The sequence below is a fragment of the Autumnicola lenta genome, from assembly GCF_031846515.1.
GTDB classification, from domain to species: Bacteria; Bacteroidota; Bacteroidia; order Flavobacteriales; family Flavobacteriaceae; genus Autumnicola; species Autumnicola lenta.
This window is the reverse complement of record NZ_JAVRHO010000025.1, coordinates 1-18475: the sequence shown is the minus strand read 5'-3', so window position 1 is coordinate 18475 and position 18475 is coordinate 1. Positions and strand designations below refer to the sequence as shown.

Genomic DNA, 18475 nt, shown 5'->3' with positions numbered 1-18475 from the left:
TTTATTCCTTTTCTATTTTAATATTTTCCTTCCATTGTGCATAAATTTCCTGGTACCGGGATGAAAGTTCGTTATTAGGTTCCATTCGCTCCACGATCTCCAGATCTCCAAAAGTTTCCTCCAGGTTGCTAAAATATCCATAACCATAAGCCGCACCCCGTGCTGCCCCTTCTGCCCCCGAGGTATTATAAAGCTCCAGCTTTGCCTGCGTGGTATTACAGAATATCTCCCTAAATACAGGACTAAGAAAAAGGTTTCCTTTTCCTGCCCTAACTACTTCCCCAGAAGTTCCCAGGGACTTCATTACATCAAAACCATAGTTCATGGCAAACACAATACCTTCGCACGCAGAACGTATAAGATGTGAAGGCTGATGTATATTAAAGTTGAGGTTCTCAATTCCGGAGTTTACCTTTTTATTATTGAATATTCTTTCCGCCCCATTTCCAAATGGATAAAATCTCAGGTTTTCACTCCCCGGCGGAACTTTTCCAGCTGCTTCGTTAAGCAGGTCATAATCAACAAGTTCTTCTTTTCCTAAAGATATCGTCTTCCGAAGCCATTGATAAAGAATTCCTGATCCATTGATGATTCCTAAAATCCCATTCCGCTTTTGATCTTCAGTACTATTTACGTGTAAAAAGGTATTTACCCTATTCTGTTCATCATAAATATCCTTATCTGTTACAGCATAAATTACTGCAGAAGTACCTGCTGTGGTAGCTATTTCACCCGGATTTAAAACATTCAGGGATAGGGCATTATTAGGTTGATCACCTGCCCGATAAGTGATCATGGCCTCCGGGTTAAGACCCAGTTCTTCAGCTACTTTTGAATTCACCTTTGCCTGGCGACCGAAATTTGGGACAATCTCCGGAATGTACTCCTCAGATAATCCCATTTTCTCTAATACCTCCGTAGCCAATTTGCCTTTAGGAAAATCCCACAAAGCTGCCTCAGACAAGCCTGAAGTAGTCGTTTGGGGGATGCCAGAGAGTTTTGCAGCTATAAAGTCCCCCGGCAGCATCATATACTTTGCCTTTGCATAAACTTCAGGCTCATTTTGCTTGACCCATTTCAGTTTTGAAGCAGTAAAGTTACCCGGGCTACCTAAGATTTGCCTTTGGCAATTTTCTTTACCTATGGCCGCAAATGCTTCGTTACCTACCTCTACAGCCCTACTATCACACCAAATAATTGAAGGTCTTACCGGCTCCAAATTCTCATCTGTTAGAACCAGACCGTGCATCTGATAGGCTATACCAATTCCATTAACCTTTTTCAGGTTGATATGGTATTTATTCTTTAGTTCGTGAAGACCATCCTTAACATAACCCCACCAAACTTCCGGGTTTTGTTCAGCCCAATCAAACTTGGGTGCCATAATTTCCATCTCAAACTCCGGTACCGTAGCCGCCGCAATTATCTTACCCTTTTCTGCATCCAGAATCGATACTTTAATCGAAGAGCTACCTAGATCTATTCCTAAAAAATACATATTATATTGTCTTAATTTCTCTTTTTTCGAATCCACAGATTTTCCATGTCTTCCAATGTTCTTCCTTTTGTTTCAGGCACGTACTTCCAGATAAACAATAAGGAAAGAAAAGCCATTACACCATATATCCAGTAGGAGAAACCATGATTAAAAGCTTCAACAAGTGAGGCGTTGTTGTTCATCATTGGGAACGTCCAGGACACCAACAGATTGGCTAACCACTGTACAGCAACAGCTACAGCCATCACACCCCTTATCTTGTTCGGGAAAATTTCTGATAGCAAGACCCAGGTAACAGGACCCCAGGACATCGCAAAAGCCGCGATATATAATAGCATAAGAAGTAATGCCGGCAAACCTTCAACCTGTAAGTAAAGAGCAAAACCAAGTCCTATCATACTAACAGCCATCACCGCACTACCTATCATCATCAATTTTTTCCTTCCGAAGTTATCCACTGTCATTATAGCAAGTACTGTAAAGAGCATATTTATAGCCCCTACTATTATTGTTTGCAGCATGGAAGCATCGGTTTCCATTCCCATTCCTTCAAAGATCTGAGGAGCGTAATAAAGCACTACGTTAATACCCACAAATTGCTGAAAAACCGAAAGCACGATTCCAATAATAACCACAGTCCAGCCATAAGAAAGCCAGTGAGATTTGGTACGACTAAAAGAAGCTTTAATCTCTGCCAGAATTTGTGAGGCTTTGTCGGGGCCGTTCAGTTTTGTAAGAACTTTCATCGCATCTTCTTCATTACCTTTCATCGTTTGGAAACGAGGTGTTTTGGGAACCATAAACAGGAACAATAAGAATAAAAGTGCCGGTATTGCTTCAGATAAGAACATATATCTCCATCCCGTTTCGTTGATCCACGCCTCTGTTTGACCACTCACTATAAAGTAATTTACGAAATATACTACAAGCATACCAGTCACAATAGCGAACTGGTTAAATGAAACTAACTTCCCCCTGATGTTTGCAGGAGCCATTTCAGCTATATAAATAGGCGCAAGCATACTGGCAAGTCCCACACCTATTCCTCCAATAATACGGTAGATAATAAAAGAAGTCAGAAAGTTTCCGGGGAAAATGTTCATGGCTTCAGGATAAGAAGATCCACAGGCAGAAAGAAGGAAAAGAAGTGCTGCTAAAATAAGACCATTTCGACGGCCTACAGAATTTGCCGCATTATCACCCAGGGAGGCACCAATAATACAACCCACGAGAGCACTACTTACCATAAAACCTAAAATGGAATTCCGTAAATTTTCTGTTAGAACACCTGGCAAGGTTAAAAACTGAAAATAATAAATAGCACCACCTAAAAGAAGAATTCCACCAATAATGATATACGCAGTACTACGCTTAAAAAATTTTAAAATAAATGAAGCGAACAGAAAGCCAATCGCGAGTATACATATACTAATGATGACCTTAAACTGGAAAATACTATTTTCTGCAATGGTAAGGTCATTTTCCAGGGAGGTAATAAAAGAATTTTCCAACGCCCCTACTGCACCTGAAATTACTGCAGTATCATAACCAAAAAGTAATCCGCCAAGGCTGGCTACGATAGTTATGAGGTAAACACTTTTCTGACTAATTTTTTCTGTCGCCATTCCTTTGTATGATTATTTAAAATTAAACTTATAGTTTATATGACCACAAGTATAAATATTAATTTCTACTTTAGCAATTAATTAGGGGTTTTTATTAAAATTTCTTAATATGCAAACTTGTTTTTCCAATTATTCTGAAAATACATATTCGAAAAATACGATATAGTTACATAACAACTAGTAACCTTATGAAAAAAATCTTAATAAATGAAGAATCTGGTGAGTTAACTGAGACACCAGTAATGAGTTCTATAACAATAGATTGTGTTGTATTTGGTTTTGAAAGTGGAAGTTTAGAAATCCTGCTGGTCAAGCACGGGAGAGGAATAAGAAAAGGCGAATGGGGACTTCCCGGAGGATGGATTAAAGAAGATGAAGGAATAGATGCCGCGGCCCACCGGCTCCTGCTCGAGCTTACGGGGCTTGATAAAATCTATCTTGAACAACTAAAAGCTTTTGGTGATCCTGAACGTTTCCCTGTAGGTCGCGTCATCACCATTGGTTACAACGCCCTCATAAAACGGGAGGATTACGATGTAAAAGCGGGTTCCACAGCTTCAGAAGCAAAATGGTTTAAGATTCAGGAAATACCAGATTTAATATATGATCATAATGAAATCCTGGATTATAGCCTAACACGATTAAGACGACGGGTACGCCAGGCTCCTATAGGGTTTAATTTGTTGCCAGAAAAGTTCACGCTATTGCAACTTATGCAGTTATACGAGGAAATTCTGAATATAGAAATGGATAAACCAAACTTCCGTAGAAAAATCCTGAGAATGAAGCTTTTGGTGGATCTTAATGAAAAACAAAAAGATGTTTCCCACAGGGCCGCAAAACTTTACCAATTCGATAACACGATTTATAGAAAATTGACAGAAAAAGGCTTCAGCTTTGAGTTTTAAATCCTCGAAAATATACCTTTTAACCTTCTTCTTATATCCTAATTACCTTCAGTTTACCCCAAAAAGGAACATAAATTTTCCATGCAACTTTTGCGCAACATATTAAATTCTTCTCCTTTTTAAGAAAAATAAGCGTTATTTTTACTATTATTTAAGACAGTGGAGACGTAGTACGCCAGACTTTTGCTATATTTGAAATTCCTGCGCAATACAAAATCTTTGTTGTTTGCCTTTAAGAGTACAGTAATGAAGAAAAAGAAAGAAGTTACGATTTACGATTTGGCAAAAGAACTGAAGGTTTCGCCATCAACTATTTCCAGAGCTCTTAATAACCACAAGAGTATTAGTCAAAAGACCACCAGAGAAATACAGAAGACAGCAAAAGATTTGGGTTACAGACCAAATAGTCTGGCGGCTAGTTTAAGAAACAACAAAAGTAAGACTATTGGCATTATGATCTCAAGGATCAACCGCCCATTTGTCTCTTCTCTCATTAGCGGAGTGGAAAATACAGCTAGAAAAGCAGGATACAATGTCATTATAAGTCAATCTAATGACAAATATGAGAACGAAGTCTCAAATGCCAAAGCACTATACGATAGCAGGGTAAGTGGACTTATTGTATCACTAGGGATGGAGACGAAAAATGTGCATCATCTAAAGCAATTTACAGATCAAAACGTACCTATAGTTTTTGTAGACCGTGTTCCGGACGAGTTTAATTCCTATAGGGTGATAATTGACAATTATACGGCCGGATATAAAGCAACACAGCATCTTATAGACCAGGGATGTAAAAGAATTGCGCATTTTGCTGGAGCCCAGCATCTAAACGTTTATAATCTCCGGAAGAAAGGATATCTGGATGCCCTTAGGAAAAATAATCTTGAGGTAACCGAAGAATTAATATTGGATCTGAAAACCATGAGTTTTGAAGAAGGCAGTGACGCAACAAAAACACTTCTCAACTTACCTCAACCTCCGGACGGGCTTTTTTCTTCTAATGATACCGCTGCAGTCAGCGCAATCTTAACTGCCAAAGAGAAAGGAATTAAAATACCCGAAGAACTTGCTATAATAGGATTTAACGATGATCCCATGGCATCTGTAGTAGAACCTGCTCTGTCTACAGTTTCCCATCCTGCAGTAAAAATGGGGGAAATTTCTGCCCAAAGAATTCTGGAACATTCTTCAAAAAAAATGGATTCAGATGTTTCTGAAATTACGATGTTGGACACCGAGATTATCATGAGGAGTTCGAGTATTAAAGTTAATACTCCCCATCTTCTGGAAGCCACATAAGTTCCGCTTTTACATAAAAAGAGGCTCAATTTTGGCAAATATCAGGTTTCACTTAGAGATATATCTTGTCTTGCAGTTCTGCCTGTTAAAGTAGGTTAATTACGTTTACCTTCGGAAATCTTGTATCTTTTTTCAAAGATAGCGTGTTTCCTAATTCAACCTAAAATTAGCCTCCTTAACTTTTGCCAATCCAAGTTCCACATTTCTTTCGTGCGGAGTAGATCCTCCAATGTAAGCTTTAAATTCTCCTTTTTCTAAAACTCGTTCTCCTTCTTTGTTTACAAGCTCCATCATTTCGGGAGTAATTTCAAACTTGATTTCTTCGGAAGCACCGGGCTCGAGAGAAACCCTTTTTACTCCATAAAGCTGATATTTGGGTGCATCTACTGAAGTTTCCAGGTCTGATACGTAAAGCTGTACTACTTCTTCAGCATTTTTTTCTCCTGCATTGGTCACAGTTGCAGTTGCGGTAAGGGAACTCCCCCTTTTCACTTTATCCTTTGAAAGCTGAACATCTGAATATTCGAACTGTGTATAGCTTAATCCATAGCCAAAAGGGTACATTGGAGCTTCATCCATGTATTTGTAAGTCCTTCCATTCATGCTGTAATCTTCATAAGGAGGAAGATCATTAAGTGATTTTGGAAAAGTAATTGGCAACCTTCCTGAAGGTGAAACATCGCCAAAAATTATATCGGCAACCGCAGTTCCTCCTTCTTCCCCTGGATACCAAACTAGAAGCACGGCATCTGCAAGTTCGTGCACCTCTTCAAGGTTCATGGGACTTCCTCCGGTAATAACTGCAATTACAGGATTATCCCCGGCAGCTTCATTTAACTTTCTTAAGTAATCGATCTGGTTCTGCGGAAGATTATAATCCAACCTGTCCCCAAAGGTTTCTGAAGCAATAGACTCACCTTCTTCTCCCTCAAGTATTCCGGAAATTCCTAAAACAGCTATGGTAGCATCACTATTCCCTGCGTTTGGAGATGCCCAGTCCTGGGGATTTGCATTTGGTCGGTCCAGCAAAGTTCCCTGCCTGTACTGCATTTGGCTCTGGGGTTCAATAGCTCCTGCAAGGCCCTCCAGAATGGTTACCAAACTCGGATTTATTCCGTGATAATTTCCCAGCAGTACTTCTATACTTGTAGCGTTGGGACCGGTTACGAAATATTTCGAAAGATCATTTTTAAGTGGCAAGGCACCATTGTTCTTCAGCATTACAATAGACTTCTGTGCGGTTTTCCGGGCTAGTTGCCGGTGCTCTTCGGTATTCAGATTCTCTACAGATAGCGCAGAATAAGGATTATCTTCTACAGGATCAAAAAGACCGAGTTTAAATTTAGTCTTCAGCAAGACTTTTAACTGCTCATCAATTTCTGCTTCGGTTATTAAACCTTGTTTTACCGCTTCGGGCAACGCAGGATAAGTACTTCCGCAGTTTAGATTAACGCCACTCTTAATTCCTAAAGCTGCAGCTTCTTCGGCAGTTTCTACCACGTTATGGCCTTCATAAAAATCTACCAATGCCCAGCAGTCACTAACTATATGACCATCAAAATTCCATTTGTCACGCAGCACATCCTGCAGCAAATATTTATTGGCACAACATGGTTCTCCATTTGTACTATTGTAAGCACACATTATAGTTTCAACATCTGCATCTACCAGCGCTTTAAAAGCAGGTAAATAGGTTTCCCACATATCTTTTTGCGTAGCTTCGGCATTAAATTCATGTCGTAGTTTTTCCGGTCCGCTATGTACTGCGTAGTGTTTTGCGGCAGCAGCGGTCTTAAGATATTTTGGATGATCACCCTGCAACCCTTTTACAAAAGCAGTCCCCAAAATTGAAGTTAGGTATGGATCTTCGCCATAGGTTTCCTGCCCCCTTCCCCAACGGGGATCACGAAAAATGTTGATGTTCGGCGTCCAGAAGGTTAGTCCGCTATACTGGCGTCGATAGCCGTTTTTAACCGCAGTATTGTGGGTTGCCCTTGCTTCATCTGAAATTGCTGAAGCTACTTCAAGAATAAGATCTTCATCAAATGTCGCCCCCATCCCGATTGCCTGCGGAAAAACTGTTGCAATTCCCGACCTTCCAATACCATGAAGTGCTTCGTTCCACCAGTTATACTTGGGAATTCCAAGCCTCTCTATTTCAGGACTGTCGTGCATCATCTGCATAGCCTTTTCTTCCAATGTCAACCGATTGATTAAATCATCCACTCTTTCATCAATATCTAATGCAGTATTTCTGAAAGCATAGGATTCAGAGTTGCTGTTTTCCTGAGCTTGTATAGAACAAAAGCTTATTAGAACAAGCAGAATAAATACGGGGCTTATATTAATGGTTTTCATGAATATTTTCAGGTATTTGGAATTATGACTTACAAATAAATATCAGGGAGATATAAAGATTACTTTAACAAATAAAGCATAAAATATAATTAAACGCAACCGATTGCGTCAAAAATTTTGTTTACATCCTTTTTTTACCTAATTTTCCATCGCAATCCAATTATTTTAAGGTTAATAAATTTTTGAACCCACCTCCATGAAGCAAATAAAATTTTTTTTACTGCTCTTCATTTGTTATTTCCCACTGGCTATAAATGCCCAAACTGGCTACGATTTATGGCTCCAGTATGAAGAAATTTCGGATGCCAGTCTAAGTCAATCTTATCTAAATTCGCTTACAGGAATAAAGGTTATGGGAAATTCCCCAACCCTGGAAGCCTCCCGTAATGAAATTTCTAATGCGTATGATTCTTTTTTTAATCAGGAACTGAAAAATGCCAATTCTGGTGATGGACTGCTTATTTTGGCAAATATCGATCAACTCCCTGCAAACATGCGCAGTGATGTAAAGTCAGATATCGAAAATATCAATTCTGAAGGTTATATTATAAGGAGTTTAGAGCAAAATGGAAATAAAGTCACCTTAATCACAGCAAAAACAGATATTGGAGTGCTCTACGGAAGTTTTCGTCTTATTAAGGAGATGCAATTACATAATGACATCTCAAATTTGGCAATTATCGACTCCCCAAAAATTCAGAAGCGGGTTTTAAATCACTGGGACAACCTGGATCGTACTGTAGAGCGAGGATATGCCGGTTTTTCCATCTGGGACTGGCACTTATTACCAGAATTGATCAAGCCGGAATATGTAGATTATGCCCGTGCAAATGCTTCCATTGGAATTAATGGAACTGTTTTAACCAATGTAAATGCCAATTCGCTGATTCTTACAGAACAATACATTGAAAAAGTTAAAGCTCTTGCCGAAGTTTTTCGCCCTTATGGAATTCAGGTGTATTTAACTGCCCGTTTTTCTGCCCCACTGGAAAGCGGAGATTTGGATACTGCAGATCCTTTAAATACTGAAGTAAAACAATGGTGGAAAGATAAAGCTGATGAAATTTATGCTGAAATTCCTGATTTTGGAGGTTTTCTCGTAAAAGCAAATTCTGAAGGTCAGCCGGGACCTAATAATTATGACCGGACGCACGTTGACGGAGCAAATATGCTGGCAGAAGCGGTTGCCCCGCACAACGGAATTGTGATGTGGCGTGCCTTTGTTTATTCTGAAGACGATCCTGAAGACAGGGCAAAACAGGCGTATTCTGAATTTGTTCCTTTTGACGGACAGTTTAAGGATAATGTTTTGGTTCAGGTTAAAAATGGACCAATAGACTTCCAGCCAAGAGAACCTTTTCACCCTATGTTTGGTACAATGCCCAATACTCCATTGATGATGGAATTTCAGATTACGCAGGAATATCTTGGATTCGCTTCACACCTGGTATATCTTCCGAAGTTATTTGAAGAAACCCTGGAGGAAGATACTTATGTGAATGGTGAAAATTCAACAGTAGCTAAAGTTATTGATGGCAGCCTTTCCAATAACAAACTTACCGGCATCGCAGGAGTGGCAAATATAGGTAGCGCAAAGAACTGGACAGGACATCCTTTCGGACAATCCAGTTGGTACGGCTTTGGACGACTTGCATGGGACCCTTACATGAGTTCTGAAGAAATAGCTGAAGAATGGTTGAAAAGAACCTTTTCCAATGAAGAAGCATTTGTAGATCCGGTTACAGACTTAATGATAAAATCCCGTGAAGCTGTAGTAAAATATATGACTCCGCTTGGCTTGCACCATATTATGGACACAGGCCATCACTATGGGCCGGGACCATGGGTTAGCAGTCTTTCCAGACCCGAATGGAATCCTGTGTACTACCATAAAGCAGATGAAGAAGGGATTGGTTTTGACCGTACTCAATCTGGAAGCGACGCACTTTCACAGTACGCAGATCCTATTGCAGAAAAATATAGCTCCCCAAAAACCACTCCCGAGAAATACCTGCTTTGGTTCCATCACCTGCCATGGGATTACGAAATGGACAACGGGGAAACGCTTTGGCACAACCTGGCTACCACTTATCAGGAAGGTGTGGAAGACGTAGAAGAAATGGTGGATACATGGAACAATATGGAAGAATATGTAGATAAAGAACGTTTTGAAAAAGTTGCTATGCTTTTACAGATTCAGCTTAAAGAATCAAAATGGTGGAGGGATGCATGTCTTTCTTATTTTCAGCAGTTTTCAGGTATGGAAATCCCCGAATCTGTGCCACAACCAGAACATGATCTTGAATATTACAAATCCCTCGAATTTCCTTTTGCCCCGGGCATAAGGCCTTCCTGGGAATAAATCAATTTACAGACCCAAATTGGGCATTTAACTAAAATAGCTATGGTAATGGCAACCCAATGTCTTGCCATGGTTCAACAATTTAATTTAATGAAAAACAACCTGACTGCAATTGTAACCGGCGCCAATGCCGGACTTGGATATGCTACCGCAAAAAAGTTTTGTGATAATGGCGTTACTACTTATGTAAACGGAAGAAACGAGGAAAAAACCCTGAAGGCCTGTGAAGAACTTGGCCCTAACGCAAAACCTTTTATCCTCGACCTTAATAATCTTAAAGAAATTCCCGAGGCTGTGGCGAAAATTGCCAAAGAAGCAGGGGCTATCGATATTTTGGTGAACAACGCCGGGATTAATATGAAAAAGGAATTCATGGAAGTGACCGATGAGGAATTCCAATCTATTCTTCATACAAACGTTACCAGCGTCTTTGTGATGAGCCGCGAAGTTTCTAAATTCATGAAAGAGAAGAACTCCGGAAGCATTATCAACATTAGTTCTATGGCGGCACAGTATGGAATTCCAAAAGTTATTGCGTATTCTGCAAGTAAAACGGCGATAGAAGGGATGACACGGGCCATGGCCGTAGATCTCGCCCAGCATGGAATAAGGGTAAACTGTGTTGCTCCGGGATTTATTAAAACCAATATGAGCGGCAAGGCCCTGGACAGCGATCCCGAAAGAAAGAACAAGGTACTTTCCAGGACACCAATGGGCAGGCTTGGGGAACCTTCAGATATTGGAGATGCCGTTTTTTACTATGCCACTACCCAGTCAAAATTTACAACAGGAACCATACTGCCTATAGACGGTGGTAATTCAATAGGATTTTAAGATGTATAACATGACGCAGACCATGCGGTGGTACGGGCCGCAGGATATTATTTCTTTAAAAGAACTGAAGCAGGCAGGTGTTACAGGAATTGTGACCGCCCTGCACCAGGTACCCGTGGGCGATGTATGGCAGGTGAAAGATATTAACGAGCGAATCAAAACCATAGAAGATGCCGGTCTGGAATGGAAAGTTATAGAAAGCCTTCCGGTTCATGAAGATATTAAGAGACAAACAGGAAATTATAAACAGCTTATAGAAAACTACAAGCAGAGCATTAAAAATGTTGCTGAATGTGGCCTGAAAGTAATCACATATAATTTTATGCCAATTCTGGACTGGCTTAGGACCGACCACGATTTTGAAAATGAAGATGGTTCTAAGGTGCTGAGATATCATCCTGCGAAATTTGCCTTTTTCGACCTCTTTCTTCTGAAAAGGGAAAATGCTGAAAAAGATTATTCTGAAGAAGAAATAGAAGAAGCCCGCAAGACTGGTGAAAATCTTTCTTCAGAAGAAAAAGAACGCTTATTTAAAAATGTATTGCTGGGACTCCCGGGTAGTTCTGAAAGTTTTACTCCCGAAGTAATCAAAGAACAGCTAAAAGCTTACTATCATATAGATGACGACAAACTAAGGCAGAATCTTGTCCATTTTTTATCTCAAGTTTCCCCGGTGGCACAGGAAGCAGGGGTACAATTGGCGATACATCCAGACGATCCGCCGTTTTCTGTTCTGGGACTTCCAAGAGTAGTGAGCACCCAGGCCGATATTGAGCATATTTTGAAGGAGGTTGATATTAAAGCCAACGGCCTTTGCTACTGCACCGGCTCCCTCGGCGGAAGACCGGAAAATGATCTTGTTGAAATATTTGAAAAATCTAAAGACAGGATACATTTTCTACATTTAAGAAATGTAAAGCACGAGAGCAACGGAATTTTTCGGGAATCAGATCACCTGGATGGTGCCGTTCCAATGGCAGAAATTGTTGGCCGCATCCTTTCTTATATGAATGAGAAAAAAATCAGTTTGCCAATGCGGCCAGATCACGGCTACCTGCATTCTGCCGAAGATCACAGGAACTACTACCCCGGTTATTCCCTAATCGGAAGATTAAAAGGACTTGCCGAATTAAGAGGACTCGAAAAAGGACTGGAAAAAAGTATAACCTCAGCATAATTTAAAAAATCAATCACCAGATGAAGACCATTTATAAAAAAATAAACCTTTTACTTGTTTGCTCCATCCTTTTTGCAGGATGCAAATCGGGTTCTGAAGAAAATAACGAAGTTGCAGCTACAACTACCCAAGAACAGGAACAGGAGAAAGGTCTTAAAGATTATTATTCAGAATATTTTCCTGTAGGAGTCGCAGTTGCCCCAAATTCATTTGAAGGAAAATCCAAAGAATTAATCCTGCAACATTACAACAGCATGACACCTGAAAATGTAATGAAAATGGGAGAAATTCATCCAGAACAAGACCGCTATTCCTGGGAAGCTGCAGATAAAATTGCCAATTTCGCCCGCGAAAATGATATGAAGATGCGGGGGCATGCCTTAGTATGGCATCAACAAACCGGGGATTGGATTTTTAAAGCAGAAGACGGCGGGCAGGTGAGCAAAGAAGAACTTCTGCAGCGAATGAAGAATCATATCGACACCGTAGTTTCCCGCTACAAAGGGACGATCTATGCGTGGGATGTTGTAAATGAAGCCATTGCAGATAACCCTGAAGAATTCTTAAGAGCATCTGAATGGTATGAAATTCTGGGAGAAGATTTTATCATTAAAGCTTTTGAATACGCACACCAGGCAGATCCTGAAGCAAAGCTTTTTTACAACGATTATAACGCCATAATTCCCGAAAAAAGAGATAGAATTTACAAACTACTAAAAATGCTTGTAGACCGGGACGTACCAATAGACGGTGTGGGAATCCAGGGGCACTGGTCTATTTTTGATCCTTCAGAAGAAGAGCTTAGAAAAGCCATGGATATGTATTCGTCTTTAGGTTTGGAAGTGCAGATCACAGAGTTGGACGTTTCGCTTTACCCCTGGGAAAAGGAGCGCCGCGAGATGCGTGAAGATGAATCTGACGAATTTACTCCCGAACTTCAGCAAAAACAGATTGAAAAGTATAAAATGTTTTTTGAAGTATTCCGCGATTATAAAGAAGTTATGACCGGCTTAACCTTTTGGAATATTGCTGATGCCTACAGCTGGCTGGATTACTATCCGGTGCCGGGCCGCAAGAATTATCCGTTGCTTTTTGATGAAGATTACGAGCCAAAAGAGGTCTATTATGAAGTCATAGAATTTGAAGAAAACGAAGATTAATATGAAAATTAAGAGCAGCATCAAAAATTACAATTATCGGCAATATATTTTGCTGGCGATCCTTTTACCGGTTTTTAGTTTTGCACAGGATTCTTATGTGACAAATTCTGAAACAGAAGGATCTTTTGAGCTGGCTTCAGCTTCAGAATTGCCAAATATTTATATTGATCCTGAAGATTTTAAAGGAGTACATTATGTTGCTGAAGATTTTACGCAGGATATTGAAAGTGTAACCGGAAGGCTTCCGGATTTGAATACTTCCGTAGAAATTAATTCAGAAACGGCAGTTATTATAGGGACGCTGGGAAAAAGCCGCTTGATCGATCGGTTGGCAGGAAGCGGGAAATTAGACGTTTCAGGATTAACCGGAAAATGGGAAACTTTTACCATTCAGGTAGTCGAAAATCCCATGCCGAATGTAAAAAAAGCCCTGGTAATCGCCGGAAGCGACAAAAGGGGGACAATTTTCGGGATGTATGACGTTTCCGAAGAAATTGGCGTTTCTCCCTGGTACTGGTGGGCCGATGTTCCGGCTAAAAAAGCCGAAAATTTGTACATAAAATCCGGAAAATATTCTGACGGCTCCCCAAAAGTAAAATACCGCGGAATTTTTATTAACGATGAAGCTCCCGCCCTTGCAGGTTGGGCTACAGAGAATTTTGGCGGCTTTAACAGCGAATTTTACGAGCATGTTTTTGAGCTTATCCTTCGGCTAAAAGGAAATTATTTATGGCCGGCAATGTGGGGAAGGGCGTTTTATGATGATGACCCAAAAAACCCAATTATCGCCAATGAGTATGGCGTGGTAATAGGGACTTCGCACCACGAACCGCTCATGCGGGCGCACGTTGAGTGGCGCCGCTATGGTGAGGGAGATTGGAATTATAATACCAATCCCAAAAATCTTCAGCAATTCTGGAGAGAAGGAATGGAACGCATGGGCGATAACGAGAGCGTGGTTACCATTGGGATGCGTGGCGATGGCGACGAACCTATGAGCGAAGGCACGGCTATTAGTCTGCTGGAAAGCGTGGTAGAAGACCAACGCCGTATTATTGCTGAAGTAACCGGAAAACCTACAGAAGAGACTCCGCAGGTTTGGGCGCTTTACAAGGAAGTCCAGGATTATTACGACCAGGGAATGCGCGTGCCAGATGATGTTACGCTGCTGCTGGCCGATGACAACTGGGGGAATATAAGGAAATTGCCAAATCCCGAAGAAGAAGAACGAGCTGGCGGCTACGGAATTTATTATCATTTTGACTACGTTGGCGGCCCGCGGAATTATAAATGGATCAACACAACCCAGATTTCCAGGGTTTGGGAACAAATGAACCTCGCATATAAATTTGGAGCTGAAGAGTTGTGGATTGTAAATGTAGGTGATATAAAACCCATGGAATTTCCTACCAGTTTCTTCCTGGATTACGCCTGGAACCCCGAAAAAATTACTGCGGAAGACCTTCCCGAATATACCAGGAAATGGGCAGAAAAGCAGTTTGGGAAAGAATATGCTGAAGAAACAGCTGATATTCTTGAAAAATACACAAAGTACAACAGCCGCAGAAAGCCGGAACTTTTAAGCGCAGAAACCTATAGCATCACCAGTTATAACGAAGCCGAAAGGGTTTTGGAAGATTTCTCTAAAATCGAAGAACAGGCCGAACAAATTTATGATGAACTTCCGCAGCAATACCGTGATGCATTTTATCAGCTTGTCTTGTTTCCGGTAAAAGCTTCAGCAAACCTCAACAGGCTCTATGTGGCTACCGCAAAAAACAGGTTGTACGCCAAGCAAGGCCGCGCCATTGCTAATCATTATGCCGATGAAGTTGAGCAGTATTACGCAAAAGATGCTGAACTCACTGAATATTATCACAACGAGCTGGCCGATGGAAAATGGAACCATATGATGTCGCAAAACCATATTGGCTACACCTACTGGCAACAACCGGAAGAACAAAGTATGCCGGAAGTAAAAAAGATAGAAGTACCGGAAGAAGCGGCTATGGGCATTGCTGTGGAAGGATCTACAAATTCGTGGCCCACGCAGGCCGCAAAAGGCCAGGAAGCGGTGCTTCCCATGTTTGACCCTTATAGCGACCAAAGCTTTTATATAGACATTTTTAATAAAGGACAGGAGGATTTTAAATACAAAATCAAGAACAAAGAAGACTGGATAAAACTTTCTTCAGAAAAAGGTAAAGTAGCTGACCAGGAACGAGTTTTTGTGAGTATAGATTGGGACAAAGCTCCGGAAGGCGAGCATGAAGTCCCGCTAACTATAAAAGGCCCGGGAAGAACAAAAGTACAGGTTCTTGCTGCTATTAGAAATCCTTCAGAAGAAATTTCAGGTTTTGTGGAAAGCAATGGTTATGTTGCTATCCCGGCAACAAAATATTCAGAAAAAACCAGTGGTGACAATGAATGGCAGTTAATTCCGAATTTAGGAAAAACAGGTTCTGCCATGTCTTCAGGAAAAATAAAACCCGGAGGAGAATTTAGCAAAAACAATCCGTCGCTTAATTATGATTTCTTTGCATTTAGTTCAGGAGAAGTTGAAGTGGAATTTACCTTATCTCCCAGCTTAGATTTTCTAAACAGGGGCGGATTACGTTTTGCGGTTTCCATTGATGGCAAGGAGCCAAAGATCCTGAATTTACAGGAAGACACTGGCGATAACTGGGATACTTCGGTAGCGAATAACGCCACTGTGGTAAAGACAAATTTCAACCTGGAAAGCGACGGTGCTCACACACTAAAGGTTTGGGCGGTAGACCCGGGAATTGTGCTTCAGAAAATCCTTATTAAAACGGAAGAAATTGAAGACTCTTATTTTGGCCCGCCAATGAGCGCCAAAGCGGAATAAATGCAAAAACCACGAGTAGCTTAAAAGTTCCCGTGGTCTATATAATTTGATAATGCAGGCTTGCTATTGCAGGCCTGTATTATTTTTGTCTAAAGGTCTATACCTTCGGCAATTTCCACCCATTGTGATATTCGGCTTGTACAAGCTTATTGGCTGCTTCACTTCCTTTAAACGATCTTTCCTGCTCATTCCAGTAAATTTTCTCGCCTGTTTTGTACGCGATATTTCCCATGTGGGCCGTTACTGCGGCCGCATGCCCGGCTTTTATTCCGCAGTTAAGTTTAGAAGCATCGTTGGTTTTAATACTTTCTATGAAATTCTTGGTGTGATTGTCCAGGGCACTTCCCTGCGCATCCTGCTGTTCCACCCTGTCCAGCTTGGTTACCCATTCGTCGTCTTTGTTCTCGCCTTCGGGAATTACTTCCCAGCCGCCGCGGTTTACCACCAGGGTTCCATTATTTCCTATAAAAGCAATTCCCTCATTCCTGCCGTAATTACCACCATCTATTCCTGTAGCGTGCTCCCACAAAAGATTAAAATCTTCAAATTCGTAAACAGTTTGCAGCGTATCGGGAGTTTCTGAAGCATCATTTGGATAGGCAAATTTACCTCCGGAAGCCAGTATAGATTTTGGAGCTTTTGCCTGCATGGCATAAAGCGCAATATCAATTTCATGCACGCCCCAGTCCGTCATTAAACCACCTGCATAATCCCAGAACCACCGGAAATCGAAATGAAAACGATTTTCATTAAAAGGACGGTCTGGCGCAGGGCCCAGCCACATATCGTAATCTACTCCCGGTGGCGGCGGAGTATTAGGTTTTACAGGAACAGGATTCATCCAGCCCTGGTAAGCCCAGCATTTTACCAGCCTGATATTTCCCAGCTGGCCGGACTGTACATATTTTATTGCATCGTCATAATGTTTACCACTCCTTTGCCACTGCCCTACCTGTATCAATTTATCATGCCGGTTGGCTGCACCTAACATCACGTCGCACTCCTGTATGCTGTTGGCCAAAGGCTTTTCCACATAAACATGTTTCCCGGCCTGCAAAGCATGCACCGTGTTAAGGCAGTGCCAATGATCTGGCGTACCAACAATCACAACATCAATATCTTTATCTTCAAGAAGTTTGCGGTAATCTTTATATTGTTTCGGACTTTTTCCTCCTATTTCCTTCACTCCTGCAGACCTTTCGTCCAAAACCCTTTGATCGATATCTGCAAGTGCAACGCAATTCACTCCGGGAATTTTATAATGGCTCTGCATATCTGCCCATCCCATTCCTTTACAGCCAATAAGTCCAAAATTAAGCTGATCGCTGGGAGCAACTTTTAAAATATCTGCTGAAAAAGGCATTGCAGAAAACGGTAAACTTAATCCTGCAGCCGCTAAGGACGACCTTTTAATAAAGCTCCTTCTTGTGTTTTTGTCGTTCATATTTTCTATTCTTGTTGAATTTTTAATCTAAATCCCTTACCCATATATTTCTGAAGCTTACAGGATTTCCGTGATCCTGAAAACGAATAGGAAGTTTATCTGCATGGGCGGTATAATGCGGAATCCCGGTGTAAACGGTTGGTCCTTTTATTTCAAAATGATCCTGGACCAGCACTCCATTATGCAGCACAGTTACTGTGGCCGGTTTTATCAACATTCCGTCTTTATTAAAACGCGGTGACCTGAAGATAATATCATAAACATTCCATTCTTCCGGGGATTTTGTGGCGTTTACCAATGGCGGCGATTGTTTATAAACGCTGCCGGCCTGCCCGTTGGTGTAAGTTTTGCTTTCGTAAGAATCCAGGATCTGCACTTCGTAGTTGTTCATAAGAAATACCCCGCTGTTGCCACGTCCCTGGCCTTCTCCTTTAATTTCCTGAGGTGCCCGCCATTCCAAATGTAACTGAACATCGCCAAACTCCTCCCGGGTTTTAATTGGGCCTGAACCCGGATTAACGGTTAAAATTCCATCTGAAATATTCCAGTTTGCGGTGCTCCCATCTTCGGCATTTTGCCATGCATCCAGGTTTGTACCATCAAAAAGGACAATAGCGTCTGATGGGGCTTCGCCCGGTTGTGAACCTGCCTGGATTTTCTTAGGAACAGGCTCATAAAATTCGGTAGCCTCAGGAGGAAGATCATTGTCGTTTTGCGAATTTGCCATAGTTGGAATTATTAAAAGTGCTAAAAAAGCTAACCCAATCCCGTTGGTGGATTTTTTCATTTTCCTGTTGTTGTTTTTAAGAAGATTATCAATAATGTTAAAACTATGTTTATAATCCTTATTATTCAAAATTTCTAAAGCTTTTTTTCAGAAGTAAATAAAAAATTATTCGATTGTACTTAATTGTTTAGGATAAAAAATAAGGAATGGA

12 protein-coding genes are annotated in these 18475 nt (G+C 41.0%); 7 read left to right on the top strand and 5 right to left on the bottom strand.

All coding sequences use genetic code 11. The features are described from left to right. Position 1: 1 nt before the first annotated feature. Together RM545_RS14850 and xylE are read right to left on the bottom strand one after the other, a co-directional pair. Positions 2-1498, bottom strand: coding sequence for a xylulokinase (locus RM545_RS14850; RefSeq protein WP_311496074.1), 1497 nt, complete (start codon positions 1496-1498; stop codon positions 2-4). Positions 1499-1509: 11 nt separating this feature from the next. Then, on the bottom strand, positions 1510-3123 hold the full coding sequence (xylE, locus tag RM545_RS14845; protein ID WP_311496073.1) for a D-xylose transporter XylE: 1614 nt from the start codon (positions 3121-3123) through the stop codon (positions 1510-1512). 188 nt (positions 3124-3311) lie between these two features. On the opposite strand from xylE, the gene RM545_RS14840 reads away from it, so the two are divergent. Then, on the top strand, positions 3312-4031 hold the full coding sequence (locus tag RM545_RS14840; RefSeq protein ID WP_311496072.1) for an NUDIX hydrolase: 720 nt from the start codon (positions 3312-3314) through the stop codon (positions 4029-4031). A gap of 246 nt (positions 4032-4277) precedes the next feature. Continuing rightward, entirely contained in the window at positions 4278-5333 is a 1056-nt protein-coding gene (locus RM545_RS14835) for a LacI family DNA-binding transcriptional regulator (RefSeq protein ID WP_311496071.1), read from the top strand. 150 nt (positions 5334-5483) lie between these two features. Here the strand turns inward: RM545_RS14835 and RM545_RS14830 are convergent, their stop codons facing one another. Next, complete coding sequence (locus RM545_RS14830) at positions 5484-7691, bottom strand: glycoside hydrolase family 3 N-terminal domain-containing protein (RefSeq protein ID WP_311496070.1); 2208 nt, start codon at positions 7689-7691, stop codon at positions 5484-5486. A 196-nt stretch (positions 7692-7887) separates the two neighbouring features. On the opposite strand from RM545_RS14830, the gene RM545_RS14825 reads away from it, so the two are divergent. Genes RM545_RS14825 through RM545_RS14805 form a run of 5 tightly spaced genes read left to right on the top strand, consistent with a single transcriptional unit; the run spans position 7888 to position 16093 of the window. Beyond that, positions 7888-10053, top strand: coding sequence for an alpha-glucuronidase family glycosyl hydrolase (locus RM545_RS14825; protein ID WP_311496069.1), 2166 nt, complete (start codon positions 7888-7890; stop codon positions 10051-10053). Between the two features lie 48 nt (positions 10054-10101). Beyond that, positions 10102-10887, top strand: coding sequence for an SDR family NAD(P)-dependent oxidoreductase (locus tag RM545_RS14820; protein ID WP_311496068.1), 786 nt, complete (start codon positions 10102-10104; stop codon positions 10885-10887). 10 nt (positions 10888-10897) lie between these two features. Continuing rightward, positions 10898-12064 (top strand): mannonate dehydratase, encoded by a 1167-nt coding sequence (uxuA, locus tag RM545_RS14815; protein WP_311496067.1) that lies wholly within the window; start codon positions 10898-10900, stop codon positions 12062-12064. A 20-nt stretch (positions 12065-12084) separates the two neighbouring features. Further along, complete coding sequence (locus tag RM545_RS14810) at positions 12085-13224, top strand: endo-1,4-beta-xylanase (protein ID WP_311496066.1); 1140 nt, start codon at positions 12085-12087, stop codon at positions 13222-13224. Between the two features lies 1 nt (position 13225). After that, positions 13226-16093, top strand: coding sequence for a glycosyl hydrolase 115 family protein (locus tag RM545_RS14805; protein WP_311496065.1), 2868 nt, complete (start codon positions 13226-13228; stop codon positions 16091-16093). Between the two features lie 97 nt (positions 16094-16190). On the opposite strand, the gene RM545_RS14800 is transcribed toward RM545_RS14805, so the two are convergent. Beyond that, on the bottom strand, positions 16191-17537 hold the full coding sequence (locus RM545_RS14800) for a Gfo/Idh/MocA family protein (protein WP_311496064.1): 1347 nt from the start codon (positions 17535-17537) through the stop codon (positions 16191-16193). A gap of 22 nt (positions 17538-17559) precedes the next feature. After that, a complete protein-coding gene (locus tag RM545_RS14795; RefSeq protein ID WP_311496063.1) occupies positions 17560-18324 on the bottom strand; it encodes a 3-keto-disaccharide hydrolase in 765 nt (254 codons plus the stop codon). Positions 18325-18475 lie beyond the last annotated feature (151 nt).

Coding starts and splice junctions, on each gene's coding strand:
- RM545_RS14850 (WP_311496074.1), bottom strand. CDS start 1,498: ATGTATTTTTTAGGAATAGATCTAGGTAGCTCTTCGATTAAAGTATCG.
- xylE (WP_311496073.1), bottom strand. CDS start 3,123: ATGGCGACAGAAAAAATTAGTCAGAAAAGTGTTTACCTCATAACTATC.
- RM545_RS14840 (WP_311496072.1), top strand. CDS start 3,312: ATGAAAAAAATCTTAATAAATGAAGAATCTGGTGAGTTAACTGAGACA.
- RM545_RS14835 (WP_311496071.1), top strand. CDS start 4,278: ATGAAGAAAAAGAAAGAAGTTACGATTTACGATTTGGCAAAAGAACTG.
- RM545_RS14830 (WP_311496070.1), bottom strand. CDS start 7,691: ATGAAAACCATTAATATAAGCCCCGTATTTATTCTGCTTGTTCTAATA.
- RM545_RS14825 (WP_311496069.1), top strand. CDS start 7,888: ATGAAGCAAATAAAATTTTTTTTACTGCTCTTCATTTGTTATTTCCCA.
- RM545_RS14820 (WP_311496068.1), top strand. CDS start 10,102: ATGGCAACCCAATGTCTTGCCATGGTTCAACAATTTAATTTAATGAAA.
- uxuA (WP_311496067.1), top strand. CDS start 10,898: ATGACGCAGACCATGCGGTGGTACGGGCCGCAGGATATTATTTCTTTA.
- RM545_RS14810 (WP_311496066.1), top strand. CDS start 12,085: ATGAAGACCATTTATAAAAAAATAAACCTTTTACTTGTTTGCTCCATC.
- RM545_RS14805 (WP_311496065.1), top strand. CDS start 13,226: ATGAAAATTAAGAGCAGCATCAAAAATTACAATTATCGGCAATATATT.
- RM545_RS14800 (WP_311496064.1), bottom strand. CDS start 17,537: ATGAACGACAAAAACACAAGAAGGAGCTTTATTAAAAGGTCGTCCTTA.
- RM545_RS14795 (WP_311496063.1), bottom strand. CDS start 18,324: ATGAAAAAATCCACCAACGGGATTGGGTTAGCTTTTTTAGCACTTTTA.